Raw genomic sequence first — 26,471 nt, 5'->3', positions numbered from 1 at the left:
GCCGCTGCCGCCGCGCCCATGGTCGCGCCGCTGCCCGCCGATCCGATCGCCGCGCTGATGAACGGCGCGGCGCTGCCCGCGCTGCCGGGCGTCGACGCGCTGTTCAAACCGTTCCTGGATCTGTTGTCCAGCTTCGGAACCGGCGTGTTGGGCGCGCTGAATCCGGCCAATCTGCTGAGCCAGTCCTCGCAGATCATCCAGGCGGCCATGCAGGTCGGCCAGGGTGCGATGAAATCGGTGGAGCAGGTCTGGCAGGGCCAGGCCGCTCGCAGCGCGGAGACCGCCTCGCAGCAGGCGCAGGCGCACGGCGAGGACGCCAGCCAGCGCGGCCTGGACATCTCCAAGCTCACCGAGGAGGCCGCGGCGGTCGTGCAGCGCGGCAATGTGCAGCTGACCGCGGTGGCCAATTCGTTCGCCGCCCAGGCCAGTGCGCTCGCGCCGGTCATCTTCACCCCGCCCGCCCAGGCGACCCTGATCGCCACCGCCACCGAACATCTCGGCACCGCCGTGGGCATCGTGAACGCCACGCGCGGCGAGTTGGCGGGCTACACCGGTCAGCTGACCGGTGTGGTGCAGCAGCTGGTGGGCGCGGCCGGTGGGCCGAACCCGGCCGAGGTCGCGCAGTCGGTGGCGCAGAATGTCGGCCAGCCGATCATGGAACAGGCCCAGCAGCTGCTCTCCGGCGGCGGCAGCGGTCTGGACACCCAGGCCGCGAGTCTCGGCGGCAGCAATCTGCCCGGCTCGAATCTCGGAACCTCCACCCACGCGGCCTCCTTCGGCGGCAGTGGCGCCCACCCGGGTTCGTACGGCGGATCCGGCGGCGGCACAGGCGGTTTCGGCAGCGGGCTGTTCGGCGGTGGGCTCGGTTCCGGCGGCGGCGCGGCGGCGGCCGCCAAACCCGGCGCGGGTTCCTCGGTCCCCGGCGCGCGCGGCGCACTGGGCATCCCCGGCATACCGTTCGGCCCCGGCACTCCCGGCGCAGCGGGTCAGGGCACACCGGGCTCCGGCTTCATGGGAGCCCCCGGCGCGGCCGGACAACGCCGCGACGAAGACGAGCACGGCCGCACGGTCCAGCCCTACCAAAGCCCCACCGGCAACGCCGATATCACCGGCGGCCTGGGCGAAACCACACCGGAGGTAATCGGCCAGACCCACTCGGACGAGATCATCAACGATTACGAGATGGACCAGTTCTGAGTCGCTGAGCCCCAACATGTTTCGGCCCGGATCACAAGATTCTGGGCCGAAACGTTCGGTGCACCAACACCATACGGTCGAACCGTCCGCTCCATCGGACCTGTCCTGAGTCGAAATCGGCAGGACCTGAACGCCAGTGCCGCGTGCCTTGAACCGAGCGTCCCGGGCCGTCGCCGATAGTCGGCGGCCCGAGCAATCGGATTGTTCCGCGCTCTCGACGACTTGGGGGGAGTGGTTCGGCCCATGGACTTTCCGGCAACGATCGCCGGAACAACAGATCGGACGCGAGTCGATTACTCGGCGGGGGCGGACATTTCCGCCATAGGCCATCACCTTTACGCCGAATCTCCGCGGATGGAGTCGGTCGGCTCCCGTTGTCGTCGACCCGGAAGTGATCGAGGACCGTGCCCGGCGGTTCGTCGATATCGGAATCGGCGACATCGCGACCGTAGCCGACCGGATCCGGTGCGGCGGCCAACGTCCGGGAACAGCCTCGACCGCGATACGCCACGCCTCCGTGGTGTTGCTCGTCATGAGCAACCGCCGCGACGATGGCATTGACAATCCGCAAGGGTAAGCGTCTACTTACGGTTCGTAGATACTTACCGTAGTAGTGATGAATGGGGTGCGCTAGCGGATCGGATGCGGCGCACGATCGTGGAGCGCCTGGCCGAGAGGCCGCAGGCGGTCGGCGAGCTCGCCAGTGCGCTGCCGATCAGCCGCCCGGCGGTTTCGCAGCATTTGAAGGTGCTCAAAGACGCGGGGCTGGTGCTGGATCGAGCCGTCGGAACGCGCCGGATCTACCAGTTGAATCCGGACGGGATGGGCGCACTACGCGCACAACTCGACCGGTTCTGGAGCCGGGCCCTCGCCACGTATCAACAAGTAGTCGAGGAACATTCGGGAGAAGTCATGACACACACCCAAGCCGATCCGGTGCAGCTGCAGATCGTTGTCAACGCGCCAGTGGAGCGCGCGTTCGCACTGTTCACCGAACGGTTCGACGCGATCAAACCGCGCGAGCACAACCTGCTGACCGTCCCGATCGCCGAGACGGTGTTCGAGCCGCGGGTCGGCGGACACATCTACGACCGAGGCGAGGACGGCAGCGTGTGCCGGTGGGCGCGAGTGCTGGCGTACGAGCCGCCGAACCGACTCGTGTTCAGCTGGGACATCAACGGCCACTGGCAGATCGAAACCGACCCCGCCAAGACCAGCGAGGTAGAAGTCCGCTTCATCGCCGAAACCGCGGACCGCACGCGTGTCGAGCTCGAACACCGCAATATCGAACGCCACGGAGACGGCTGGGAAGCGGTGCGGGCGGGCGTCGGCGAACAGGGCGGCTGGCCGCACTACCTACAGCGCTATGTCGCCCTCGTGGATCAAGACGGCTGACGAAATCCTCGCCGAATACCTACGGCATCAACCCAGTTCGGCGAGTTGACGCACCGCCGGTCCCATGCCCTCGATCCAGGCGGCCGGTGCGCCCGTGGTCGGGGTGACGATGACCGTATGGACGCCGAGCTTCGCGTAATCGGCCATCGCGCGGACGAATTCGTCGCGGGTGTCCGGAGTCGGGCGGGGGTTGTTGGCCAGGACCGTGATGCGGATGGTGTTGTAGTCGCGGTCCGCGGCGGCGCAGTGGCGGCGCAGGACGTCGAGTTTGTGGGCCACGTCTTCGGGGGCGGTGGCGAAGAGGTTGCAGGCGTCGCCGTATTGGGCCACCAGGCGGAGGGTCTTCTTTTCGCCGCTACCGCCGATGAGGACCTTCGGGCGGTGGATGGGCTGGGGGGAGCACAGGGTTTCGGCCAGGTGGTAGTACTTGCCGTCGAAGGGGCCGTTGTCGGCGGGGTCCCACATCTGGGCGCAGATGCGCAGGGCCTCCTCGAGTCGTTCGAAGCGCTCGGCGAGCGGCGGGAACGGTACGCCGAGGCCGTGATGTTCCCGATCGAACCAGGCCGCGCCCAGGCCCAGAACCGCCCGGCCGCCGGACAGTACGTCCAGGGTGGTGACGATCTTGGCGAGCAGGCCGGGATGCCGATAGGTCACGCCGGTGACCAGCAGGCCCAGTTCGACCCGGCTGGTGTGCGCGGCCAGATAGCCGAGGGTGGTGTAGCCCTCGAGCATATTGGACTCGGCGGGCAGTCCGGTGGGGGCGATCTGAAAGTAGTGGTCCATGAACGACAACCAGGTCGCCCCCACCTCTTCCGCGGCCGCGCCCACTCGGGCCAGCTCGCCCGCGATCGCCCCGGTCCCACCGTCGATATCGAAGATCGGAAGATGAAATCCCAGTTCCATGACCAGATCCCTCTGCGTATGAATGGCTGTCACCGGAACGCTAAATGCTGGAGTGCACTCCAAGTCAAGTGCGAATTACGGCAGTGCGGGCAGCGGCTTCGCGAACAGCCAGGCGTCCCACAGCGGCCGCAACGACGCATCGGCGTAATGGCTTGCCAGATCGGTGAATTCCTCGGTACTGACCGATCCGTGCCGATACCGCGCGGTCCAATCCTGTAGCAGCGCGAAGAATTTCGTATCACCCAGCGTCCGCCGCAGCGCGTGCAGGGTCAGCGCCCCGCGCTTGTAGATCCGATCGTCGAACATCGCGGCCGGACCCGGATCGGCCAGCACGATATCGCGCGGCCGCCGGGACATGAGTTGATGCGCCTCGCGGGCCATGACATCGGCGCTCGGCCCGCCGGCTGCCTCCGACCAGATCCACTCCGCATAGCAGGCGAAACCCTCGTGCAACCAGATATCGCGCCACCGCCGCAGCGTCAGACTGTTCCCGAACCACTGATGGGCCAACTCGTGCGCGATCAGTCGCTCGGCGCCGCGCTCACCATCGCAGTGATTCGCGCCGAAGATCGACAATCCCTGTGCCTCCAGCGGAATCTCGAGATCGTCATCGGTCACCACGACCGTGTACCCCTCGAACGGATACGGGCCGAACCGCCGCTGGAACTCCGCCATCATCTGCGGCTGCCGCCCGAAGTCGTGATCGAACCGAGCCCGCAGTCGCGCAGGCAACACCGCCTGCATCGGCACCCGATCGTCGGTACCGATGCGATGCCGCTGATACGGTCCGATCTGCACGGTCGCCAGATAGGTCGCCATCGGCTCGGGCGCCTCATACACCCACGTCGTCTGACTCGCCCGAACCCGCTTGTGCGTCAATGTGCCATTGGCGACCACGTAGTACGGCGAATCGGCGGTGATCGAGATCCGGTAGCTCGCCTTGGCCCCGGGGTGATCGTCACACGGAAACCACGAGGCGGCGCCGTTGGGCTGCCCGGCCACCAGCACACCCTCGGTCAGCTCCTCCCAGCCGACCTCGCCCCACGGCCCGCGAATCGGCCGCGGCGTACCGGCGTACTGCACCACGATCGCCAGCACACCGCCCGCCGGAATCCGTTGTGCCGGAGTGATCGTCAGCTTGCCGCGCTGGTGGACGTACCGGGCCGCCTTGGCTCCGTTGACGAAAACCTTGGCCACCCCGAGGGATTGGGACAGATCCAGCGCGAATCGCGACCGCACCTCGGTGGTCACCGCGGTGAGCGTGGCCCGCCCCGCGAGCCGGTTGCTCGCGACCTTGTATTCCAGTTCGAGCTCATAGCGCGACACCCGATAGCCGCGATTGCCGTTCTGCGGCAAATAGTCGTCGATCGGTTCCTCGTAGAACTTGTCCGTCATCACCGCTCCGGCCAGGGCGCGATCGGATTGCCCCACCAGCGGGTCGACGGCGGCACCGTATCGCCGCGCATGACCAGCGAGGCCGGTCCGACGGTCGCGCCCGCGCCGATGCGCGCGGCGGGCAGCGCCACGCAGTGCGGGCCGAGCGTCGCGCCCGCCTCCAGGGTCACCGTATCCATCGCCATGATTCGATCATGGAACAAATGTGTCTGAACGACACAACCGCGTTCCACGGTCGCCCCGTCGCCGAGGGTCACCAGATCCGCCTCGGGCAGCCAGTACGACTCGCACCACACCCCGCGCCCGATCTTCGCGCCGAGGCCGCGCAGCCAGATGTTCATCACCGCGGTCCCGGTCGCGGCGCGCGCGAACCACGGGGCCGCAACGGTTTCCACGAATGCGTCCGCCACCTCGTTGCGCCACACGAACGAACTCCAGAGCGGATGTTCCTCACGCTCGATCTGCCCGACCACCAGCCACTTCGCGGCCACCGCGAGGAATCCGGCCAGCACACCGGCCGCGAGCAGCACCACACCCGACAGCAGTGCGGCGAACCAGAATCCGGTGTCCTCGGCCAGCCACGCCAGCGCGAACAACACGCCGAGCCCGACGCCGAAGGTCACCATGACCGGAATCAATCGGCAGGTCTCCACGATCGCGCGCGCCGCCTTCAACCGCAGCGACGGATCGAAGGTCCGCGCGGTATCGGACTCACCGGCCTTGCGCCGCAATCGAACCGGCGGGCTGCCCAGCCACGACGAACCCGCCTTGGCCTTCTCCGGCGCGGCCGACAGCACCGCGACCAGACCGTTCTTCGGTACCCGGCGACCGGGTGCGGTCATACCGGAATTGCCCAGGAACGCCCGCTTGCCGACCTTCGCCCCGCCGATGCGCATCCAGCCGCCGCCCAGTTCATAACTGGCGATCATGGTGTCGTCGGCGAGGAACGCGCCGTCGGCGACGGTGGTGAACTTCGGCAGCAGCAGGACCGTCGAGGCCTCCACGCCCTTGCCGACCTGTGCGCCCAGCAGCCGCAACCACAGCGGCGTCAACAGGCTCGCGTACAGCGGGAACAGGAACGTACGCGCGGAATCCATCAGCCGCTCGGTCGCCCATGCCTGCCAGCCGATACGGCTGCGCACGGGATGGTAGCCCTCGCTCAGGCCGATGCTCAGCAGTCGGACCGCGATCACGGTCAGCGCGGCGAAAACGCCCAGACTCAGCACGGTCGCCACCGGCAGGATCGCGAAGGCGTGCCCGAGCGCGGCGGGCAGGGTGCGCTCATCGCTGATCCACCAGGCGATCAATCCCCCGCCCGCGCCCAGCCCGACAATGGGCAGCGCGGCCAGCACCATCGAGGTGATTCCGAAAACCACGACCCAGCGCGTCGCGCGCGGCGGAGTGTGCGCGGGCCACGGATATTCGGCCTTGCCGACCTTCACCGCCGGGGATCCGGCCCACTCCTGTCCGGCCTTGACCTTGCGGAACACCGCCGAACCCGGAGCGACCACGGCGTTCTTCCCGACCACCGCGCCGGGCAGCAGCGTCGAACGCGAGCCGACGACCGCACCCGCGCCGATCCGAATCGGCCCGATATGCACGCGATCGCCGTCGATCCAATATCCGGCCAGATCGACCTCCGGCTCGACACTGCACCCGTCGCCGAGTTCGAGCATCCCGGTCACCGGCGGCAGGGTGTGCAGATCCACGCCCTTGCCGACCTTCGCGCCCAGCGCACGGGCGAACGGCACCATCCACGGTGCGCCGGAAAGGTTTTCCGCACCGCTGGCCTCCGACAGCCGCACCGCCGCCCACAGGCGCAGATGTACCGATCCGCCGCGCGGATAACTACCCGGCCGCACGCCGCGCAACAGCACCCGCGCCCCGGCGACACAGATCGCCATGCGGCCGGGTGGGGAGATGAACAGCACGAATCCGGCCACCGCCCACCACCACGACAGCTCCGGCATCCACGGCAGCGCCCCGGATCGGGTCGCGATATTGGTGACGATGGCCAACCAGGTCAGCCATTGCAGTCCGGTGAGAGTCGTCAATGGAATCAGCGCGGCCACCTGCGTCCACTGCGCGAGCCGCGGCGTGGGCGCGACCAGTCGCGGTTCGACCTCCGGGACCGGTTCCGCGGCATCGAGCAGATCGGCCAGCGCGCCCAGGCGCGGATGGTCGTACAGATCGGCGACGGTGACCTGCGGAAAGCGTTCGCGCAGCGCGGTCACCAACTGCGCGGCCGACAGCGAACCGCCGCCCAGATCGAAGAAGTCCGCGTCCGGACCCGAAATATCGGCTCCCAGTACCGCATTCCACTGTTCGGCCACCCACTGCGCGGTCCCCGTCAGACCGTGCGCGGGTTCGGATTCGGCCCCCGGCAGGGGCCATGGCAGGGCGTCGCGGTCGACCTTGCCCGAGGTGCGCGTGGGCAATTCGGTCAGCACCGCCAGGCGCGGTACCAGCGGCGCGGGCAGGCTCTCGCCCAGCAGAGCGCGGGCGGCGGGTACGTCGAAGTCGGGATCGGCGCTGGCCAGATAGCCGACCAGAATCTTGTTGCCCGCCTTGGTGGTTCGCACGGCGGCGGCCGCGGCGGTGACCCCGGGCAGATTCTGCAGCGCGTTGTCGAGCTCGCCGAGTTCGATGCGGCGGCCGCCGATCTTGACCTGATCATCGGCACGGCCCAGGAAGATCAGTCCGGCGCTCTCGTTGCGGACCAGATCACCACTGCGATAGGCCCGCTGCCAACCCAGCGACGGCATGGGCGCGTACTTCTCGGCGTCCTTGGCCGGATCCAGATAGCGGGCCAGGCCGACCCCGCCGATCACCAGCTCCCCGGATTCGCCCTCCCCCACCGCGTTTCCGGATCCGTCCACCACGGCCAGATCCCAGCCGTCCAGCGGCAGCCCGATCCGCACCGGACCCTCGCCGGTCAGCTGAGCGGCACAGGCGACGACGGTGGCCTCGGTCGGGCCGTAGGTGTTCCAGACCTCGCGATCGTCGGTCCCGGCGAGCCGCTCGGCCAGTTCGGGCGGCACCGCCTCGCCGCCGAAGATCAACAGCCGCACCGCCTCCAGCGCTTCGGCGGGCCACATCGCGGCCAGCGTGGGCACGGTCGAGACGATGCTGATCGCGCGGCGTTCGAGCCACGGGCCCAGATCCATACCGCTGCGCACCAGCGCGCGCGGGGCCGGGACCAGGCAGGCGCCGTGTCGCCAGGCCAGCCACATCTCCTCGCACGAGGCGTCGAATGCGACCGAGAGCCCGGCCAATACGCGATCGCCGGGGCCGATCGGATTGTCCCGCAGGAACAGTCGCGCCTCGGCGTCGACGAAGGCGGCGGCATTGCGGTGGGTGACCGCGACGCCCTTGGGCGTTCCGGTGGAGCCGGAGGTGAAGATGATCCAGGCGTCGTCACCCGGATCGGGCGTGGCCGTGGAACCCGGCCGGGCGCCGCCGGTTTCGTTCACCGCGGTAATGCCCTCGGCGGTGACCAGGGCGTTGATCGCGGCCTCGCCGAAGACCAGCCGGGCCCGCTCGTCGGGATCGTCGGCGTCGACCGGAACGTAGGCCGCACCGGCGTGCAGGACGGCCAGGATGGTCACATACAGCTCGCTGGTCCCGGACGGAATGCGAACGCCGACACGGTCACCGGCGCGCACCCCCACCGCGCGCAGCCGGTCCACGGTCTCGTCGATCTCGTCGAGCAGTTCGCTGTAGGTCAGGACGTCGGCGCCGTCATCGATCGCGGGTGCGTCCGGATGATCGAGGGCCGTGGCGGCCAGGATGTCGACCAGGGTGCGCGGTCGGGCCGCCTCGGGCCCACGCAGCAGTGGTGAAGGTGCCGACACCTCGGACAACCCGGAACCGAGCGTCAACGTCCTGCCTTTCCGATCGCCCCCGCATGTGCTGTTCCGTTTTACCGCGCCACGGTTACCGGAGAGCAATGCCATGCCTACATCCGTGGCGTGTCGGACACGTCCGGGCGGTCGTTTCGCCCGGATCATTCTCGCAGCAGAGTCGACCGGAGGGAACGTCGGGGCCGGTCAGAAGGTACTCGGACGCAGCATGGCGTCCATTCCGCCATCGATGACGAACTGCGCGCCGTGGATGAAACCGGCCTGCGGACCGAGCAGATAGGCGATGAGCGAGGCGATTTCGCCCGGTTCGCCATTGCGCGCGATGGGCGCGGTGAAGCCGCGGATGAGCTCGCCGTAGCGCGGATCGTCGAGTCCGGCCTGCAGCAGCGGCGTGGTGACCGAGCCGGGGGCGACCGTGTTCAGGCGCACCCCGGCCGCACCCCAGTCGACCGCGCGCTCGCGGACCGCGACGGTCAGCGCGTTCTTCGACCACGCGTAGGCCAGATGTCCGGCGTAGTCGCCGGCCGGTTCCAGCGCCTTGGCGACGGCATCGCGGTCCGCGGCCGTGGACAGCGGATTCTCGGCCCATTTCGACTGGGTGGAGGCCACCGAGGACACCACAACGACCGCGGGTTTCTCACCCTTGCGCAGCGCGGGCAGCAGGCCGTCGAGGAGGGCGACCGCACCGTGATAGTTGATATCGATCAGCCGCAGCGGATCCGGTGTGTGCGGGCCGATTCCGGCGCACAGCACCGCGCCGTCGAGCACGCCGCCGCAGCGCTCGAGCACGCCCTCGATCGCGGCCGACCGGCCCTCGGGGCCGGACAGATCCGCGACGACCTCGGCATCGCGCACGTCGATGCCGATGATGTCGTGTCCGGCCGCCGACAGTGCGGCCGCGGTGGCGGCGCCGATGCCCGAGGCGGACCCGGTGATGGCGATCGTCATGCGAAATCTCCTTCGGAACTGATTCGAGCGGCTCAGCGTGATTAGAACAGGTGTCATCAACCATCGGCAATGGCATGTCCCGGCGAAAATAGGGCCACGAGCAGGGTGCGCGAGCTAGCATCGCGAGCAGAATTAGAATCTGTTCTAGTTTTTGCCCGAGGTACGGGCACTGCGAGAGGACACCGATGCGCTTCACCTACGCGGAGGCGATGACCGACCCGTCGTACTACATCCCGCTGGCCCAGGCCGCCGAGGCCGCCGGGTTCCACAGCATGTCGATCGCCGACTCGGTGGCCTATCCGGCCGAATCGGATTCGACCTATCCCTACACGCCCGACGGCAATCGGGAGTTCCTCGACGACAAGCCGTTCATCGAGGCCTTCGTGCTGTCGGCGGCGCTGGCGGCCGCGACCACGCGGCTGCGCTACACCCCGTTCGTGATCAAACTGCCGATCCGCCCGCCGGTACTGGTGGCCAAGCAGGCCGCCTCGATCGCAGCCCTGAGCGGCAACCGGTTCTCCCTCGGCGTCGGCATCAGCCCGTGGCCGGAGGACTTCCAGATCATGGGCGTGCCGTTCGACAAGCGCGGTAAGCGGATGGACGAATGCATCGAGATCGTGCGCGGGCTGTGCCGGGGTGGGTATTTCGAGTACCACGGCGAGTTCTACGACATCCCGAAGATCAAGATCACGCCGACGCCGACCGAACCGCTGCCGATCCTGGTCGGCGGGCACAGCGATGCCGCGCTGCGTCGCGCGGTGCGACTGTGCGACGGGTGGATGCACGCGGGCGGCGCTCCCGAGGAGCTCGATCGCATGCTGGCCCGGCTCGACGAATTGCGCAGGGAGCGTGACGAATCGGGCCCGTTCGAGATTCACGTCGCCTCACTGGACGCCTACACCCCCGACGGCATCAAGCGGCTCGAGGACAAGGGTGTGACCGATGTGATCGTCGGTTTCCGCTATCCGTACGTCCCGGGGGCCGATACCGAACCGCTGCCGAAGAAGATCGCGAACATCGAGCGCTACGGCAACTCGGTCATCGCCAAATGCGGCTGAGTCAGCGGCGCTTGGCGAAGCCCAGATCGATGACCGCGTCGCGCTCGGCCGCCAGTTCGGCGACGCTGAGTTCGATGCGCTCGCGGGCGAATTCGTCGAGTTCCAGATCCGGCACGATCGTGTACTCGCCGCCCTGGCAGGTGACCGGGAACGAGCTGATCAGACCCTCCGGCACGCCGTAGGAGCCGTCGGAGGGCACGGCCATCGACACCCAGTCGCCGGTCGGGGTGCCCAGCGCCCAGTCGCGGATGTGGTCGATGGCGGCGCTGGCCGCACTGGCGGCCGAGGACGCGCCGCGGGCGGCGATGATGGCGGTGCCGCGCTGCTGGACGGTCGGAACGAAATCCGCGCGCACCCACTGCTCGTCGACGAGTTCGAGCGCCGGGCGGCCCGCGATGGTGGCGTGCGACAGATCGGGATACTGCGTCGCGGAGTGATTGCCCCACACGCTGACCCGCGCGATCTCCGCGGCGGGCATACCGGTGCGCTTGGCCAGCTGGGCGATCGCGCGATTGTGGTCGAGGCGGGTCATGGCGGTGAACCGCTCGGACGGCACATCCGGGGCATTGCTCATCGCGATATAGGCATTGGTATTGGCCGGATTACCGACCAGCAGCACCTTCACATCCGCCGCGGCGCTGGCGTTGATGGCCGCGCCCTGATCGGTGAAGATCGGCCCGTTGGCGGCGAGCAGATCCGACCGCTCCATCCCCGCCGTGCGGGGGCGCGCGCCCACCAGCAGCGCGATATTCGCATCGGCGAAGCCGACCCACGGATCATCGCTGATATCGATCGACTCGAGCAGCGGGAACGCCCCGTCCTCGAGCTCCATCGCCACACCCTCGAGTGCCCCGACCGCGGCCGGAATCTCCAACAGCCGCAACCGCACCGGCGTCCGCTCCCCCAGCATCGCCCCGGAGGCGATCCGGAACAGCAAACCGTAGGCGATCTGACCGGCGGCCCCGGTCACGGTAACCGTCACGGGCGTGCGGGCAGCAGCACTCACGTCGACTCCTCATGTCCTCGAACGCTTCGGACCTCGCCACCAACCCTAGTCCCGCACTTCCCCGGCAACCGTCCAGCGTGAGCAAGTAGACACGTATCGACAAACCAACGCAGCCGCAACATATTTCGCTCGGCTACCCTGCGCGACGGAAATACAACGGCTGGTCAGGAGAGGGTGGCTATGTCTCGGTCGCCGAGGACTATCGGTTGGACGCTGTCGCGTTCGCGGACCAGTTGGACCGCCCGGTATAACGGGCGTTCGCCCAGGGGTGCGTCGCGGGCCTCGGCGCGGAGTTGGCCGATCAGGACCGAGGAAACCGACAGGGCGGCGGCGAGTTCGCTGCGGGCCAGGGCGTCGGCGAGGGTGCGCAAGCCCAGGATGTGCAGTTCGCGGCCGCTGCCCGCGTCGGTGTACATGGCCAGCGGGACTATCTGGCTGTCGGGGCCCGCGGTGATGCGCAGGACGATGCGGCTCAGGCGGCCGGAGTAGACCAGCACCTCCACCCCGGTGGCCGCGGCGACGTCGAGGGTGCGCGATCCGAATGCGGTGCGCACGCGAAGTTCGCTGCCCGCCAGCCACATTCGCCGCCGCTGGACGGCCATGGCGTAGATCGCGGTCGGCGCGCTCAGGACCAGTCCGGCCAGAATCGCGATCGGCCAGCTCACCAGCAGGGCGAGCACGATCATCGTCACCACGCCCGCGCCGATCGCGGCCAGAGTCAGTCGGCGCAGCATCGGCGCGACCATCTCCGGTGCGATCAGGTCCAGTCCGACCGGTTGCGGCACAGGGGAATTCGGTTGTTCAGTCACACGTCCACATTCGTCGAGTGGGATCGCGCCCCGGCCGGGCCGGGGCATGATCGTGACCGTACTACCGATCGGCCGCCAACGCTGCCGAGACGGCCGAGACCGCCTCGTCGATAGGTATCTGCCGCTGGTCGCCGGTGGCCAGTTCCTTCAGCCCGATCTCGCCCTCGGCCAGATCCCGATCACCCAGCACCAGAGCGTATTTCGCGCCGGAGCGATCGGCCGCCTTCATCGCGCCCTTCACCCCGCGCCCACCGTAGGCCAGATCCACGCGAATGCCCGCGGCCCGCAGCTGCGCGGCCAGCACCACCAACCGAGACTTGGCGGCCTCGCCCAGCGGCACCCCGAATACGTCCACCCGCGCCGGTTCGCCCGCCGTCTTACCCTCGGCCCGCAGCGCCAGCACCGTACGGTCCACGCCCAGGCCGAAGCCGATACCCGACAGCGGCTGCCCGCCCAGCTGGGCCATCAGCCCGTCGTAGCGCCCGCCGCCTCCGATACCGGACTGCGCGCCCAGACCGTCGTGCACGAATTCGAAGGTCGTCTTGGTGTAGTAGTCCAGCCCGCGCACCATCCGCGGATTGACCACATAGGGCACGCCCAGCGCGTCCAGATAGCCGAGTACCTGCTCGAAGTGCACCTTGGCCGAATCGGACAGGTGGTCGAGCATGAGCGGCGCGGCGGCGGTCATCTCCCGGACCTCCGGGCGCTTGTCGTCGAGCACGCGCAGCGGATTGATCTCGGCGCGGCGGCGGGTCTCCTCGTCCAGCGGCAGCGCGAACAGGAACTCCTGCAGCAGCTGCCGATACTGCGGACGACAGGTGTCGTCGCCGAGGGAGGTGATCTCGAGCCGGAAACCGTCCAGTCCGAGCGAGCGGAAACCGGCGTCGGCGATCGCGATGACCTCGGCGTCCAGCGCCGGATCATCCACGCCGATGGCCTCGACCCCGACCTGCTGCAGCTGCCGGTAGCGCCCGGCCTGCGGCCGCTCGTAGCGGAAGAACGGGCCGGAGTAATACAGCTTCGCGGGCAGCTGCCCGCGGTCGAGACCGTGCTCGATGACCGCGCGCATCACCCCGGCCGTACCTTCCGGCCGCAGCGTCACACTGCGCTCGCCCCGGTCGGCGAAGGTGTACATCTCCTTGCTGACCACGTCGGTGGATTCGCCGACCCCGCGCGCGAACAGCGCGGTGTCCTCGAAGATCGGCAGCTCGACATGTCCGTACCCGGCCAGCCGGGCCGAGTGCACGAGCGCGTCGCGCACGGCGACGAACTCCGCCGAGCCGGGCGGCACGTAATCCGGTATCCCCTTCGGGGCGGTGAAGCTGCTGGCCTTGGTCACGATCGTCCAGTCTTTCAAACCCGTACGCACCAAGTCCAACCGGTTCCGGGTCGGCGATTGTACGGGTCGGTTCACAACGTTAGGTCTCATCTCAGGAAGTGATGGCACACTCTTATGCCGACAGCAGACCATCACGGGAGGAATCGGTAGTGCCGACTAACGAACAGCGGCGGGCGGCGGCGAAACGCAAGCTCGAGCGGCGACTGGCCCGGCAGGCCGAGCGGAACCGCCGACGCAAGCAGCTCACCATCGCCGGCTCGGTGCTCGGCGTGGTCGTCGTGGTCGCGGCGGGTGTGGGCATCTATTACCTGACGCGCGGCGACGACGACAAGAACAAAGCCTCCCAGGCTTCCGACTCGTCGCAGACCAGCACTCCCGAGGCCGCGCCCCCGCCCGCGCTCAAGGAGAAGCCCGCGACGGTCACCTGCACCTACCGCGACGGCGGCGAGGCCGCCAAACCCGTCCAGAAGCCCAACGGCGACGGCATTGTCGCCAAGGGTCTGGAGGCGGTCACCATCACGACCAATCAGGGACCGATCGGCCTGAAACTCGACCGCGGCGAATCCCCCTGCACCGTCAACAGTTTCGCCAGCCTGGTGAGCCAGCACTACTTCGACGGCGCGCCGTGCCACCGCCTGAGCACCAAAGGCCTGCAGATGCTGCAGTGCGGCGATCCGACCGGCACCGGTAAGGGCGGTCCCGGCTACGTTTTCGACAACGAGTACCCGACCGATCAGTACTCCGGCCCGGACGATCCGAACGCGAACATGCCCGTGCTCTACAAGCGCGGCACCATCGCGATGGCCAATGCCGGACCCGGCACCAACGGCAGCCAGTTCTTCCTGCTCACCGGTGATTCCCAGCTTCCGCCGCAGTACACCATCTTCGGCACGGTCGACGACGCCGGCATGAAGACGCTGGACAAGATCGCCGCGATCGGCGACGACGGCTCGATGGACCCGCGGCCCGGCGGCGGTAAGCCCAACCAGCCGGTGACCTTCGAATCGGTCAAGATCGGCTGAGCGTCGGCGGCTTTCGCGCCGGTACGTCGGCGTGTCGCGGACCGGCGCGCCGCCTACCGCCGAAGGGCGGTGAGATGCCCTGTCGGGGCAGCGAAATGGCATCGTGTCGGTCTGGCCACGACCGCTCCGGTTAGGGCATCCTTATGCTGGAGAACATCCGGCACTTCGAGGCACCTGTCGGAAATGTGCGTTATATGCTGTTGTTGCACAACGCGAGTAAGGCTGCCCTGCGTTTTCGCTGGTAATCTCGTAGAACAGAGTACGAAGCGAGGTAGAAACCGCCCCACCGGGTAGGACTACCTCATCGAGTGCTTGGTGTCCGCGTTTGCAGGAGGGATACCGCCGCAAGAACCACCGTTTCCGTGGCGATGTCCCTGACGAAGCACCACAATCATCCATAGTGATCACTGCAGCATCGGGGAGCAGGCAATGGCCGAGGAACTCGACGACATCGGCCGCGAGACAGCGGCTTTGATGAGGCAAATGTTGCAGCTTGCGACCTTGGTCGCACTGCGCACCCGGGAACGTGGCCAGAAGGAAGCCGAGGCCCGCGTCAAGGTTACCGAGGCGCGCATCAAAGACGCCAAGGAGTTGGCCCTGCGCGAGGCCCGTGAAGCCAAGGCCAAGGACCCGCGCAATCTGGAGTTGGCCCGGATGCTCGAGCGACCCCCACTGGACAAGGGTGTCAACCTCGAGAAGGACCGGTTCGCTGCTCAAGCCAACGCCACTCGCATGGCCGCACAGGCCGCCGCGAAGGACAAAGTCAAGGAGATGGGCCGCTACGACTCTGTCGAGCGGCGCACCGCCTTGGCAGCGCATCTGGCGCGGATCGGCATCGCCCCGGATGTGGCCGCGGTACGCATGCTCATGGAGGTCAGTCAGGCTCAGCCGCCCACAGCAGCTATCAGCGACAAGCCCAAAGAACCGCCGCATGTTACGCGCGGGCGCCAGCAGGAGCTGGGTATGGGCATGAGCCTCGGCATGGAGCAGAGCCACCGCTGACCTGCTCCTTGTGGGACTCGGTCAGCTGCGGACAGAAATCCGCAGCCGTCCGGAATCTCCTTGCGGGCCAGGGCGATTCAGGACCGGAAATCCCCGGTAGCCGGATCGACGGTGGGGTCACCGAACAAGCCCTGCTGCGGCGATTTCAGCGGCAGCGGACTGAGCATATCCTTGTGGCCGTTACGTACGCTGCAGTATTTGAACGGGCCTTTTGGATCGAACAGCTTGGTCATATGCGGATCGGCGTGGTCGAGGAACCATACGCTCATTCCGGTCTTCCCGTCTTGACGCAAATACTCCCAGGCTCGCCACAGCGCCTCCAGCCGCATCGCAGCCTCGGCATGCTTCCACCACTCCGGGCACCATACCGTATCGCTGAGGTCCGTGACCTGTCGCCGGTAGACGAGACTCAGGTAGTTCTCCACGAACTCGACCACGTTCGAATAGATCATGTCTTGCTGCTGGTCGTTCACAGCGGCCGAACCTCCTCGGGCTGCCCGAATGTTTGCGGCGGGTTGACATCGGTAAGCCCGCGCTCGTCCACCAGATCGCTCATCGTCGTTCTGCGCATGCTTTGCGGGTCGTGTCGGTCGATCGACTGCCGCACCGCGTCAGCGTACTCGCCCTCCCACCACGGAACCGTCCGAACCAGCACAGCGGGTGTGCCGGAGGAGAATACAATCGCTCGGCCGCGCGGAAGAGTAGCCAGCGCATTGACACTGAAGGTCTTCGACGACCCCAGTGACCGTGAATAGCTCTTGCCACCCGACGATTCCGACACCGACTGTGAGATCACGTCGTACTCGCCGATCGCCTCTGAGCGTTCCTGCAAGAATTTCGTATCGTCGACACCGCTGCCGAGGACCTTGATATTCGCCGCCGCCCACAGGGCGTCCATACCGTCGGGGCCCCAGCAACGAGCGCCCTGCGCCCAGGACTGCAGCACCGTCATAACCACGATTCCGCGTGAGCCAAAGTGACTGTACTGCTTGGGAAGATCTTTCCAGCGCACTACGTTGGCAGCCTCGTCCAATACGGCCAGCAACGGGATCGGCAGGCGGCCACCATGCGAATGAGCGGCCTTGCGCATCGCGACATCGATCACGGCCTCGGTCAGCGCGCTCACCAACGGGGCCGCAGAGCCTCGGCCCTCCAGTGACAGGCTGTACAGGGTGCCGTTGCGCTCGATGAAATCGAGTTCGTCGAATTCGCGGCGGTCACCGCCGGGGGTGATCCACGGGTGCACATTCGACAGCTTCAAGCAGCGGACCATTTTCTTGGCCATGCCGAAGATGCCGCTGCGCATTCGAGGATCGGTGTTGTACTGCGCCGACAAACCCGAAGCGCTGAAATGGTGACGCTCCGCGCGCAGAAGCTGAATCGGCTCACTGTCACTCGGATTGGTCACCCAGTCCCATACCTGGACGATTGGCCGCCCAGCTACGGCCGCAGCCAGGAACAGGCCAGCCAGCAGATCTTCGGCCTCCTGCTCGAAGAACTTACCGTCGCCATCGGATGACGATCCACTGCTGCCGTCGTCGCCGTCGGCGAAATGGCCAGCCAACCTTGCCGCCCGCATCTCGCAGCCTTCGCGACGGGCATCAACCCAGCTCAACGGATCCCAGAACCAGTTCGCTGGCTCGTCGGCTACACCTTGCGGGTCGAAGACGAAAACCTGAGAGCCCTTGGCAGCGCGCACATCTCGCGTCGCGTCGACCACATCACGCTTATTGGAAGTGGCCAGCACTGGACCGATAGCGGTCAGAATCGCCGGGATCACCCGTGAGGTCGACTTGCCCTGCCGCGGACCCCAGATATCCAGATGCAAATCCTCGTACGAACCGTAAAGCATGACCCCATCGGCAACCGACATGCCGATCGGCACACCCGGCGGATCGTCCGTACCCAGGCGCACCCCGATCTGATCGGCTTTCTCCCGCACACCCGATTCGGTCAGTGCAGCGATCGCGGCACCGTTACCCATGTACCCGGCTTTGTCGTCGACCGCGAGTTTGCCCTTGCCCTTGCGCTTTTTCAGCTCGCGTCGCACGATCACCACCGCCGCCAACGCGACGACAACCAGCAGCACGATGACCGTCGAGGCCCGCGGCCACTGCAGCTGCCCCCGGACCAGCCCCGCCACGATCGCGATGGGGTTGATCGGGATGTTCTGCTTGGTCACCGCCATCTGGTTGCCGAGATGCAGGGCGATCCACAGGGTTCCGACGATCGCGAAGCCCAGATAGATCATGTACAGGGTGACATCGGGACCCGGTTCGGCCGGATCCTTCACCTTCTTCGCCATCTCCGCCTCCTGAGGTGACCGTATACGTTGTTGTCGCTCACCGGAATCCGTCGAGCCGCCAGCCGTCGGGGGTGTGCGCGACGGTGGCGATGACCGTCGCGGGCGGCAGCTGCTGGCGGCGGCCGTCCGGGTAGACGACGGTCTGTTCGATCCCGATCTTGTACTGCTCGTGGTCCGGATCGCCGCCGGGCGGCGCCTTCTCCCCCGACGCGAAGGCGAACGCCTCGACCGTCGCGCCGGACTTACCCCAATCCGCCCACTGCAGTGTCGGTTTCGGGGTGTCGACACCGCTGGGCGGGGTGTCCAGGGTGCGGATCAGGCTGGGCCCCAGCCATTTCCGCGCCCGCGCCATCGAACTACCCTGCGGCTCCCGGGCCGGATACCAGGTGTAGATCTCCTTCAGCGCCGCGACCGCGACTCCGTCGGGTGTGGTCGGATCGGGCGCGGGAACCGCCTCCAGCTGCCGCACGGTGGACGTGGGCGGACGCACGGACTCCGCCGTGTCACCGCCGCTTCCGCCGCATCCCGCCGACACCATCGCGATGCCCGCCACCAGCATCACCACCAGATTCGCGCGTCTCGTCACTGGTATCCAGGCTAATCGCCGAGACCGCCCGGTGGGAGTCGCCACGGCCTCTGTGACCTCGGCGTGTCCGAGTCCGGCCATCGATCGACGCCTCATCGCACCCTCCGCAGCCGCGCATCGCCGGGAACCGGGGTTTCGCGCACGCCGGACGGATCGGCCGCCCGGATCATCGAGCCGTTGCCGGAATAGATTCCGACCTCGGCCGGGCCGCGCGGACCGAATCGGGAGAACACCAGATCCCCCGGTCGCGCACCGCGCAGCGGCACCTCCGCGCCCGACTCCCACTGCTGTTCGGCGGTGCGGGGCAGCACGATTCGGCCCGAGGACGCGGCGAAGACCGAGGCGGCGGTCAGACCCGGCCCGTCGAATCCGCCGCCGGTCGGCCCCTGCGGTCCCCCGCCGCCCCATACATACGGGCTGCCCAGCCACTGCCGCGCGGCCTCGACGATCTCGCTGCCGTCGGAGCGGCCCTCGGGCTGGAAGCGGCCCATCGAGCCGGGTGCACGGTATTGCGGTTCCATCGCCAGGATATTGGCGACATAGGGCTGGGTCTCGGAGAAGTGCGCGCCCACCTGATTGGGCATACCGCCCGAGGCGAGCACCGCGCCCTCGCCGGCGTTGTAGGCCGCCAGGGCCAGCGGGACCACATCGCCGTGCACCTTGCCCTCACCGATCCAGCGTTCGACCTGATGGGCGATCGAACACATATAGCGGCCCTGGGCGATGATCGCGTCGCCGTCGTCCCACAGACTCGCCGAACCGTTGCCGTCGGCGTCGAGCAGATACGGCTGTCCGTCATCGGGATCGGCCGCGCGGGCGGTGGTGGGCAGGAACTGCGACAGACCCTGCGCGCCCGCCGGGGAGGTGAGCCCGCGCCGAAAACCGGATTCCTGCTTGCCCTGTGCGGCCAGGATCGACGGGGTGATCTCCGGGCACAGCGAACCCGCGCGGCGATACCAGATCTCGAGTTCGGGCGGCACCTTGCCGTCGGCCAGCGCGCCACCGGCGGTGCCGAAGCCGCGACTGCACAGCGGGTTGGTCGAAAACGGCCAGGCCCCCTCGGCATTCGGCGTCGGCGCGCCGTCGAGCCAAGGGAGCGGGTCGATCTGGTGGCCGCCGGTGAGCCGACCGCCGGGCACGATCTCGAAATGCAGATGGGGACCGGAGGATTCGCCCGCCGAGCCGACCTTGCCGATCGGCTGTCCGGCCCGCACGGGCTGGCCCGCGCGCACCAGCACCCCGCTGTCCCATTCGTGGCCGTACACCGCCGAGAACGGGCGGCCGTTCACATCCAGGGAGTCGATCACGATCCAGTTCCCGAATCCCGACGCCGCACCCGCGGCCACCACCATGCCGTCCGCGACGGAGAAGATCGGCGTGCCGTCCGCGGCGGCCAGGTCGACGCCGAGATGGGTGCCGCCGCGCGCGCCGAAGGGGTCCGACACGGTGAACGAGCCCGCGGGCAGCGGCCAGGTCCGCCGAATGGGCGCGATCCCCGCCGCCAGCGAGGGCGCGCCGGTGACGGTCGGATTCCCGAGCGCCGCGGGCTGATTCGCGCCACCGGCCGTCGTGCCGGGGATCACCGCGGGTCCCTGCGACGGCGTCGCACCGGCGGCCCCCGTCGGGGTCACGCCCCCGGCTCCCGACGACGTCGCACCCGTAACTCCCGGCGGCGTCACGCCCGCGGCTCCCGAAGCGGTCACCGACGCGCCGAGCGCCCGTGGGTCACCGGGCAGCACGGAGCCGGGCACGCTCGGCGAATCCGCGCACTGATCCTCAGACGCGGGCAGCACCACCACCAGAACCAGTGCGATCAAACCGATCACACTTCCCAACCCCGCCCAGACCATGGTCTTGGGATTCACCGCACCCCCGCCCCGTTTCGAGATCGCGCGGCAGCCGCGCCCCGTATTGGAGTCCGCATCTCGCGCGGGAAGCGGCGAGAGGTGCGGACTCCAATACCGGGTGCGGGTGCGCGGGTATGGGCGGGAGTCATGTGGCGCGTTTGGCTTCGTTGAGGGTTTCGACCAGGGTGCGGTTCATTTCGGCCGCGGCGGCCAGTTGCTGTTGCAGCAGCGCGACCTTGCGGCGTAACGCCCCCGCGTCCATGCGCTCGAGACTGGGCCCCTCGGCGGCCCGGACCCAGTTGCGCACCGAATTGGTGTGTACGCCGATCTGTTCGGCGACCACGCGGCAGGCCTCCGATTCGCTGCGCAGCTTGCCGGTCAACGCCATCACCTGCTCCACCGCGGCCCGCCGGACCTCCGGCGACACTCTCCGATACGACCTGTGCGGCATCATCGGCTCACCCTCCGGATCACAGGCTTGTCCAATCTCACGCGGCACTCCCCTCGTCACCGCGGCGCGCGGTGGATTCGGTGAACTCGCTGAAACGCTGGTTGGTTTCGTGAATTCCGCTTTCCTTCTCCGAGATGGTGAACTCCATGTGGAACGGGATGCCGGGGCGGCGATCCTCACCGATCTTGAGCAGGAATTTGCCGGTGCCGGGCGCGGGCGGACGGGCCTGGCCCGGTTTGAGCGCCTCACCGGTGAGCGCCTGGGGCGCCGACCATCCGGTCACCATCTCCTCCTCGGCGGAGGTGAACGGCACCGTCGAATCCAGTCGCTTGATCTCCTCCGGCGGCAGCGCGCCGAAGATCTTGGCGCGCGCGCGTTCCAGGAAGCCCAGGGCCTTGGCGATCGCGGCCTCCGAACCGAGCGACTGCAGATCCTTGATGGTGTGGCTGATCATGATCAGCGCGGTGGCGATGGTGCGGTTCAGGCGGGTCAACTCGTCGACGCGGTCGATCATGAAGTCGCCGAGGCCGAGTACCTGCCACAGCTCGTCCATGACCACCTGGAAGTAGCGCTGCGGGCCGAGTTTGGCGTCGGCGAGCACATGCGCGGCCTCCACCGAGGCGAATCCGTCGGCCCAGCAGGCCAGCATGACCGCGGCCTTGAGCTTCTTGTCGCCCGCGGGGATGTGCGAGACGTCGATGCACACCGCGACGGCCGAGGTGTCGATCGGGGCGGTGGTCTGGCCGTTGAACACCGCGCCGAACGGGCCCTGGGTCAGCGCGCGCAGTGAGCGGCGCAGGCCCTTGGTGGCCTCGTGGTACTCGTCGAGATTGTCCGCGCCGGCGTCGAGCATCAATTCCTCACCGCCGCCGACGATCACCTCGAGCAGATTCTCCATGATCGGCGGATTGTCCGGAGCGTAGCCGCTGCCCTCGCGGTAGAGGATGCGCAGCGCGGTGGAGATCAGCGTCTCCTCGTAGTCGCGCACGCGCGCCCCGCGTACGAGTTCGACCAGACCGGCGATGAGCGTCACCTGGCGGGCGCGCAGTTCCTGGGTGACCTGGATCTGCAGCGCGGGTGTGTCCGACAGCATCGGCACGACCGAGCCGAGGACGCCGCCCGCGAGCGGATTGAGTTTGCCGTGACCGTAACCCAGATCGATGACCTGGCCGCCGACCAGTTCCACCAGCTTGCGGTAGTCCGGTTTGACGTCGGCCAGGATCAGCGGGGTGATGCCCTGGGCGACGCCACCGAGGACGATGCGGCGGACCAGCGACGATTTACCGAAACCGTTGAGGCCCAGGACGAAAAGGCTCGGTGCGGTGATGAAGCTGCCGCGCATGAACCAGTTCATCGGGTCGAAGCAGACCGGTGCGCCGGTGTGTAGATGCGAGCCGAGCGGGGTGCCGATCAGCGGCGCGCCCGCGCCGACCGACCAGGGCCACAGGCCCGCGACCTGCGCTGTGGTGGCGCGGTATTCGACGGGACGGCCGACCACGTTCATCCGGCCGCCACCCGCGCCGGCGTAACCGCGATCGGTCAACGGCGCTGTCTCCCGGTCGAATCCGTCCTCCACGACGGCCTCGTAGCGGGCCGCGGCATTGGCGCGGCGCAGATCGTCGGTGCGGATGCGGAAGGCCGCCCAGGCCGCGCGCAGACCCGCGCGCTCGCGGGCGATCGCCTCGTAGCGGGCCCGGGCCGCATCGTCGAGCAGGGGTGGGCCCTGCTGTTTCTTCTGCGCGGGTTTGCCTTTGCGGGCAGTGGTGCGTCGGCGCTCGGGGGGCTGGGCCGCGCGCGGTGCGCCGTTGCGGTCGCGTTCGGAGCGAGAGTTGTTGGCCCGCAGCCGATCTTCCGGGCGTACCCGGTAGCGCTCGGTAGGCTGATCCAGATTGCGGCGTCGCTCGGCGGTGCGGCCGTTGCCCGCTGGGGCCTCGGTCGTTCGATGCTCGCCGCGACGGGTGGGCGTTCGGCCGTTGTCTCGCATATCGCCCCGCTCCTGCGCCGATCGTTTCCTCGCTCCGGCATCCTCGGGCGCGGATTGCCTACGCCGAGTGCCGTTTTCGCTGCCGCGCCGCCCGGCCGCGCCCTCGACGCGCGAATCCGAATCCAGCACTCCCCCACCGTGCTCGGCGGACCCGGAGGCAGCGGCAACCCCGTCAACCGCTGCCGCCCGGTCACCGTCGGCCGAGTCCCGCCGCGCCGGACGCTCCTCACGAGCCCCCGCGCCGCGCTCCCGATGCTCCGCACCGGCCCCGGCCGCCGCCTGCTCGTCGCCGTCCCCCGCGACGACCTCACGCGCCTCCGATTTCCCACCCTGGGAAGCCTTCTTGGCCCGCGTGGCCCCACCGACCCCACCCGGCACCCGCCGCTCCAACGCGGCCTTGCGACCGTCCGAATCCGCGGCCAGCGCCGCGCCCCGCAGCCCCTGCGGCAGCTCGGCATTGGACCCGACCTCGGCCGATTGCCGCCGCCCAATCGAATCCGCGACATCCTCACCAGAGTCGCGCCCCACCGGAGCGTCCGCTTCGCGCGAAACGTCCGCTCCCTCAACAGAATCAGTGGACAAATCCAACGCAGGCCGCGACGACGTCAAATCCCCGAGCGAAACATCGTTCTCCACCCGCGCATCCTGAACACTTCGGCCCGCACGAGAATCGGCGGACGACGCGGACCGCGCACTCGAAACATCGCCACCCGCAACGGAACCGGCCGACGAGTCCGGATGCGCATCCCGAACACTCCCGCCCGCACGAGAATCGGCGGACGGCCCCGGCCGCGGGCTCGAAACCTTGCCGCTCGGACGGGAACCGCCCGGCAGCTCCGGCCGCGCACCCTCAACACTCCCGCCCACACGAGAATCGGCGGACGACTGGGGCCGTGCACTCGAAACATCGCCACCCGCACGGGATGACACGGACCGCTCCGCCGACGCGCCCAGACCACTATCCACCGCAGGGGATTCGGCGGACAGCTCCGACCGCGCGCGCTGAACACTCTCACCCGCACCAGAATCGGCGGGCGACTCGGGCCGCGCGTTCGAAACATCGCCACCCGCACGGGAACCGGGCGACGACTCCGGCCGCGCAGCCTGAGTGTCGGATGTCGGGCGGGGATCAGCGGACGGCTTCGATCGCGAGACGCCTTCCCTGGCACGGGGATCGGCCGTTCGTTCCGGATCTCGCCGCCTGGGTGGTGGCAGGTGGTCGCGTGGAGCGTCCTCTTCCGCATGGGGCCCGGCCGACAGTTCCGAGCGGGCGGAGCCGCGGCGGGCCGGTGGGCTGGTTTTGCCGTGGGGGGTGTTGGATCCCGCATCGAGGTTGGCCGAGCGGCTCGAGCGGGGGGAGCCTCGGCGTGGTGGGGGCTCCTGGGTGTGGTCGGTGGGGTCGCCGATTTCGCGGCGGCGGGTGGGACGGACGGGGGCGTCGTCCCAGTCGGCAGGTAAAGCGGAGCGGGGGTCGCCGGGGGTGTAGGCCTCGATGTCCCAACCGTCGTCGTGGCCGCGGCGGGAGCCGCGGCGCATCGGCACCGGATTTTCCGGGTCGACCACTCGTTCGCGGTAGCGCGGCGGTTCGCCGCGGTACCGGATCGGCGGTTCCTGATCACCTGCCATGAACACTCACCCCGCCAAGGCTTTCGGAATGGATGCGTGCTCCGGCAGGATCACCCCGCAACCGAGCGAGGCCGCGAAGGCCGCCGCCTGGTAGCGATAGCACCGCCGGATCTTCAAGCGCGCCTGTGTGGACAGATCGCGCGTAATGGCTTCGATACGCGGCAGATCGCCGCGCAGGGGCTCGGTAATGGTCACCAGCGCCCCGAAGCGGGTCACACCGTGACCCCGGGCCTGCTCCTCGCGGGCCTGTTGCGTCGCGCCGACGCGCAGCGTCGCCGCCGCCGACACCACACCGCGCTCGCTCTGCTGAGCGACGAGCGCGTTCTTGTAGTCGTCGTCCACGATCTCGGCCGCGTCGGCGGCCGAATGCGGCCGGTACACAATGGCGATGCGCTTGCGCGGCACCTCCGGATTCGGCGCGAGCAGCCGCTGCAGCACCCGCTCGTCCACCGCGCCCTCGGGCGCGGTCTCCATCTCCCAGGTGACCGAGCGGCCACCGTCGTGGATGAAGTGGTCCCAGCGTTCCTCGTGCGAAATCGGCCCGGCGTCGGCCCAATCCAGGCCGTGCCCGCCCGGTTCGCTCGACGCCACCTCGAGATCCGCCTGGGCGGCCGGATCGTAGCTGCGCCGAATGAAGGAGATGACCTCATCGGCCGACATCGGCTGCGCCCGCACACCCGCCTCGGCCAGCGCCGCGCAGATGCCCGGCAGTCGGCGGCCGATCTCCACGGCCTCCTCGGCCGGATTCTTGCGCCGCTCGGCCGTGGTGGCCTTGAACGTGATCGCCACGCGCGGCAGCAATTGCACACGCTCCTGCGGCAATTCGGTGGCCAGCTCGTACATCACCTGCTGCGCCAGATCCGGCGCCTGCGGATGGGTGATGGTGGAAACCTCTGTGAGCAAACGATTTCCGGTTTCGGGCACGGTATCGATGACCGGCACCACCGCGATGATGTCGGAGGTCTGCCCCAGCGAGGCCAGGAAGGTGCCCCAGGCGGCCACCCAGCGGTCGATGACCGGCTGATCCACCGCCTCGTGCCCCTGCGGCCAGGCCCGCAGCACGACCGTGTACTGGGCGAACTGCGGCAGATGAATCATGCCGAAGCTGTAACCGCCCGCATCGATACCCTCGTAGAGCTTCGACGGCGCCATCAGTCCGGGCAGCCGCGCCACGCCGCCCGGAATCCGCGAGAAGCGGCCGCCGCGATAGACGTGCTCGCCCTTGTTCCGGCCGCGCAACCAGTGGAACATCATCAATCCCGTCTCGTAGCCCGAGCGGCCCCCCGACCGCCACACCAGTGGAACCATTACGACCGCGCCCACGCCGGCCACGAAGAACGCCGGTTTCGGTCCGGCCACCAACGCCGTCATCAGCGCGGTGATGACCACCACGAATCCGAGCACCGTCTCCCCCCACCGCAGTCCGAAAAGTCCTGCGCTGCGGGGCTTCTGCCACAATCCGTACGAGCGGCGCTCGTAGGTCTCGGTCGATGTCATCGCGGAATCGTGCTCCTGCCGAGATCGGGTGCGCGGTTGGCCCAGCGGTCACCGGCGACGTCGCCCATCGCGGAGTCGGCCCGGCCCAGGCTCGCACCGGCCGCACGAGCGGTAGTGATGCGATTCATCATTCGTGCCGGGCCGGATGCTACTGTGCCCGACCCCGCGGGAGCCGCAGGACGCGCGGCGGCGCCACCGCCGCCGGGACCACCGGCAGGCCCGCCACCGGGTCCGCCCG

At 68.4% G+C, this 26,471-nt stretch carries 19 protein-coding genes and 1 pseudogene; 6 read left to right on the top strand and 14 right to left on the bottom strand.

The features are described from left to right. From NP4_RS41905 to NP4_RS42245, 3 genes and pseudogenes are all read left to right on the top strand, one after another. Positions 1 to 1,197, top strand: a 1,197-nt coding sequence (locus tag NP4_RS41905) for a hypothetical protein (protein WP_169813869.1), incomplete at its 5' end; no start/stop codon positions are given. Between the two features lie 594 nt (positions 1,198 to 1,791). Beyond that, positions 1,792 to 2,106: pseudogene (locus NP4_RS42250) on the top strand (ArsR/SmtB family transcription factor); the annotation flags it as partial. A gap of 3 nt (positions 2,107 to 2,109) precedes the next feature. Continuing rightward, entirely contained in the window at positions 2,110 to 2,592 is a 483-nt protein-coding gene (locus NP4_RS42245) for an SRPBCC family protein (protein ID WP_211335849.1), read from the top strand. A 27-nt stretch (positions 2,593 to 2,619) separates the two neighbouring features. Here NP4_RS42245 and NP4_RS38850 read toward each other — a convergent pair whose 3' ends face one another. From NP4_RS38850 to NP4_RS38835, 4 genes are all read right to left on the bottom strand, one after another. Next, the gene (locus NP4_RS38850) at positions 2,620 to 3,495 is read right to left on the bottom strand and encodes an LLM class F420-dependent oxidoreductase (protein ID WP_068009505.1); all 876 of its coding nucleotides are present in this window, start codon (positions 3,493 to 3,495) and stop codon (positions 2,620 to 2,622) included. A 75-nt stretch (positions 3,496 to 3,570) separates the two neighbouring features. Further along, complete coding sequence (locus NP4_RS38845; protein WP_068009524.1) at positions 3,571 to 4,890, bottom strand: M1 family metallopeptidase; 1,320 nt, start codon at positions 4,888 to 4,890, stop codon at positions 3,571 to 3,573. After that, positions 4,890 to 8,846: a Pls/PosA family non-ribosomal peptide synthetase gene (locus NP4_RS38840; protein ID WP_082876623.1), complete on the bottom strand. Its 3,957-nt coding sequence runs from the start codon at positions 8,844 to 8,846 to the stop codon at positions 4,890 to 4,892. Before NP4_RS38840 ends, NP4_RS38845 begins: the two co-directional genes overlap by 1 nt. Positions 8,847 to 8,939: 93 nt before the next feature. Then, on the bottom strand, positions 8,940 to 9,701 hold the full coding sequence (locus NP4_RS38835) for an SDR family oxidoreductase (RefSeq protein ID WP_068009492.1): 762 nt from the start codon (positions 9,699 to 9,701) through the stop codon (positions 8,940 to 8,942). Positions 9,702 to 9,886: 185 nt separating this feature from the next. On the opposite strand from NP4_RS38835, the gene NP4_RS38830 reads away from it, so the two are divergent. After that, the gene (locus NP4_RS38830; protein ID WP_068009489.1) at positions 9,887 to 10,759 is read left to right on the top strand and encodes a TIGR03619 family F420-dependent LLM class oxidoreductase; all 873 of its coding nucleotides are present in this window, start codon (positions 9,887 to 9,889) and stop codon (positions 10,757 to 10,759) included. Position 10,760: 1 nt separating this feature from the next. Here NP4_RS38830 and NP4_RS38825 read toward each other — a convergent pair whose 3' ends face one another. From NP4_RS38825 to hisS, 3 genes are all read right to left on the bottom strand, one after another. Next, positions 10,761 to 11,765, bottom strand: a complete 1,005-nt coding sequence (locus NP4_RS38825) for a malate dehydrogenase (RefSeq protein ID WP_068009486.1) — start codon at positions 11,763 to 11,765, stop codon at positions 10,761 to 10,763. A 164-nt stretch (positions 11,766 to 11,929) separates the two neighbouring features. Then, positions 11,930 to 12,574, bottom strand: a complete 645-nt coding sequence (locus NP4_RS38820) for a hypothetical protein (RefSeq protein ID WP_082876622.1) — start codon at positions 12,572 to 12,574, stop codon at positions 11,930 to 11,932. Positions 12,575 to 12,635: 61 nt separating this feature from the next. Next, a complete protein-coding gene (gene hisS, locus NP4_RS38815; RefSeq protein ID WP_068009521.1) occupies positions 12,636 to 13,913 on the bottom strand; it encodes a histidine--tRNA ligase in 1,278 nt (425 codons plus the stop codon). 149 nt (positions 13,914 to 14,062) lie between these two features. Between hisS and NP4_RS38810 the strand changes: the two genes are divergently transcribed. Both NP4_RS38810 and NP4_RS38805 read left to right on the top strand, forming a co-directional pair. Continuing rightward, the gene (locus NP4_RS38810; protein ID WP_062506010.1) at positions 14,063 to 14,935 is read left to right on the top strand and encodes a peptidylprolyl isomerase; all 873 of its coding nucleotides are present in this window, start codon (positions 14,063 to 14,065) and stop codon (positions 14,933 to 14,935) included. Positions 14,936 to 15,364: 429 nt separating this feature from the next. Beyond that, positions 15,365 to 15,937, top strand: a complete 573-nt coding sequence (locus NP4_RS38805) for a hypothetical protein (protein WP_068009480.1) — start codon at positions 15,365 to 15,367, stop codon at positions 15,935 to 15,937. Positions 15,938 to 16,014: 77 nt separating this feature from the next. Here the strand turns inward: NP4_RS38805 and NP4_RS38800 are convergent, their stop codons facing one another. From NP4_RS38800 to NP4_RS38770, 7 genes are all read right to left on the bottom strand, one after another. Further along, on the bottom strand, positions 16,015 to 16,410 hold the full coding sequence (locus NP4_RS38800) for a DUF4913 domain-containing protein (RefSeq protein ID WP_245997561.1): 396 nt from the start codon (positions 16,408 to 16,410) through the stop codon (positions 16,015 to 16,017). After that, entirely contained in the window at positions 16,407 to 18,242 is a 1,836-nt protein-coding gene (locus tag NP4_RS38795; RefSeq protein ID WP_068009475.1) for a type IV secretory system conjugative DNA transfer family protein, read from the bottom strand. The genes NP4_RS38800 and NP4_RS38795 overlap by 4 nt, the downstream gene beginning before the upstream one ends. A 37-nt stretch (positions 18,243 to 18,279) precedes the next feature. Continuing rightward, complete coding sequence (locus tag NP4_RS38790) at positions 18,280 to 18,828, bottom strand: hypothetical protein (protein ID WP_245997569.1); 549 nt, start codon at positions 18,826 to 18,828, stop codon at positions 18,280 to 18,282. 92 nt (positions 18,829 to 18,920) lie between these two features. Continuing rightward, the gene (locus NP4_RS38785) at positions 18,921 to 20,693 is read right to left on the bottom strand and encodes a peptidoglycan DD-metalloendopeptidase family protein (RefSeq protein ID WP_068009469.1); all 1,773 of its coding nucleotides are present in this window, start codon (positions 20,691 to 20,693) and stop codon (positions 18,921 to 18,923) included. A 127-nt stretch (positions 20,694 to 20,820) separates the two neighbouring features. Further along, the gene (locus tag NP4_RS38780; RefSeq protein WP_245997578.1) at positions 20,821 to 21,102 is read right to left on the bottom strand and encodes a transposase; all 282 of its coding nucleotides are present in this window, start codon (positions 21,100 to 21,102) and stop codon (positions 20,821 to 20,823) included. Positions 21,103 to 21,163: 61 nt separating this feature from the next. Then, complete coding sequence (locus NP4_RS38775; protein ID WP_373863907.1) at positions 21,164 to 23,638, bottom strand: hypothetical protein; 2,475 nt, start codon at positions 23,636 to 23,638, stop codon at positions 21,164 to 21,166. Between the two features lie 1,104 nt (positions 23,639 to 24,742). Then, positions 24,743 to 26,233, bottom strand: a complete 1,491-nt coding sequence (locus NP4_RS38770) for an SCO6880 family protein (protein WP_068009466.1) — start codon at positions 26,231 to 26,233, stop codon at positions 24,743 to 24,745. Between the last annotated feature and the right edge of the window lie 238 nt (positions 26,234 to 26,471).

The sequence above is a fragment of the Nocardia pseudobrasiliensis NBRC 108224 genome (genome assembly GCF_001613105.1).
GTDB lineage: Bacteria > Actinomycetota > Actinomycetes > Mycobacteriales > Mycobacteriaceae > Nocardia > Nocardia pseudobrasiliensis.
This window is presented reverse-complemented; position numbering and strand designations above follow the sequence as displayed.

Excerpts from the sequence above, each read along its gene's own strand:
- NP4_RS38770 (WP_068009466.1), bottom strand. The coding sequence starts at position 26,233 with ATGACATCGACCGAGACCTACGAGCGCCGCTCGTACGGATTGTGGCAG.
- NP4_RS38805 (WP_068009480.1), top strand. The coding sequence starts at position 15,365 with ATGGCCGAGGAACTCGACGACATCGGCCGCGAGACAGCGGCTTTGATG.
- NP4_RS38830 (WP_068009489.1), top strand. The coding sequence starts at position 9,887 with ATGCGCTTCACCTACGCGGAGGCGATGACCGACCCGTCGTACTACATC.
- NP4_RS38850 (WP_068009505.1), bottom strand. The coding sequence starts at position 3,495 with ATGGAACTGGGATTTCATCTTCCGATCTTCGATATCGACGGTGGGACC.
- NP4_RS38840 (WP_082876623.1), bottom strand. The coding sequence starts at position 8,846 with ATGGCATTGCTCTCCGGTAACCGTGGCGCGGTAAAACGGAACAGCACA.
- NP4_RS42245 (WP_211335849.1), top strand. The coding sequence starts at position 2,110 with ATGACACACACCCAAGCCGATCCGGTGCAGCTGCAGATCGTTGTCAAC.
- NP4_RS38845 (WP_068009524.1), bottom strand. The coding sequence starts at position 4,890 with ATGACGGACAAGTTCTACGAGGAACCGATCGACGACTATTTGCCGCAG.
- NP4_RS38795 (WP_068009475.1), bottom strand. The coding sequence starts at position 18,242 with ATGGCGAAGAAGGTGAAGGATCCGGCCGAACCGGGTCCCGATGTCACC.
- NP4_RS38835 (WP_068009492.1), bottom strand. The coding sequence starts at position 9,701 with ATGACGATCGCCATCACCGGGTCCGCCTCGGGCATCGGCGCCGCCACC.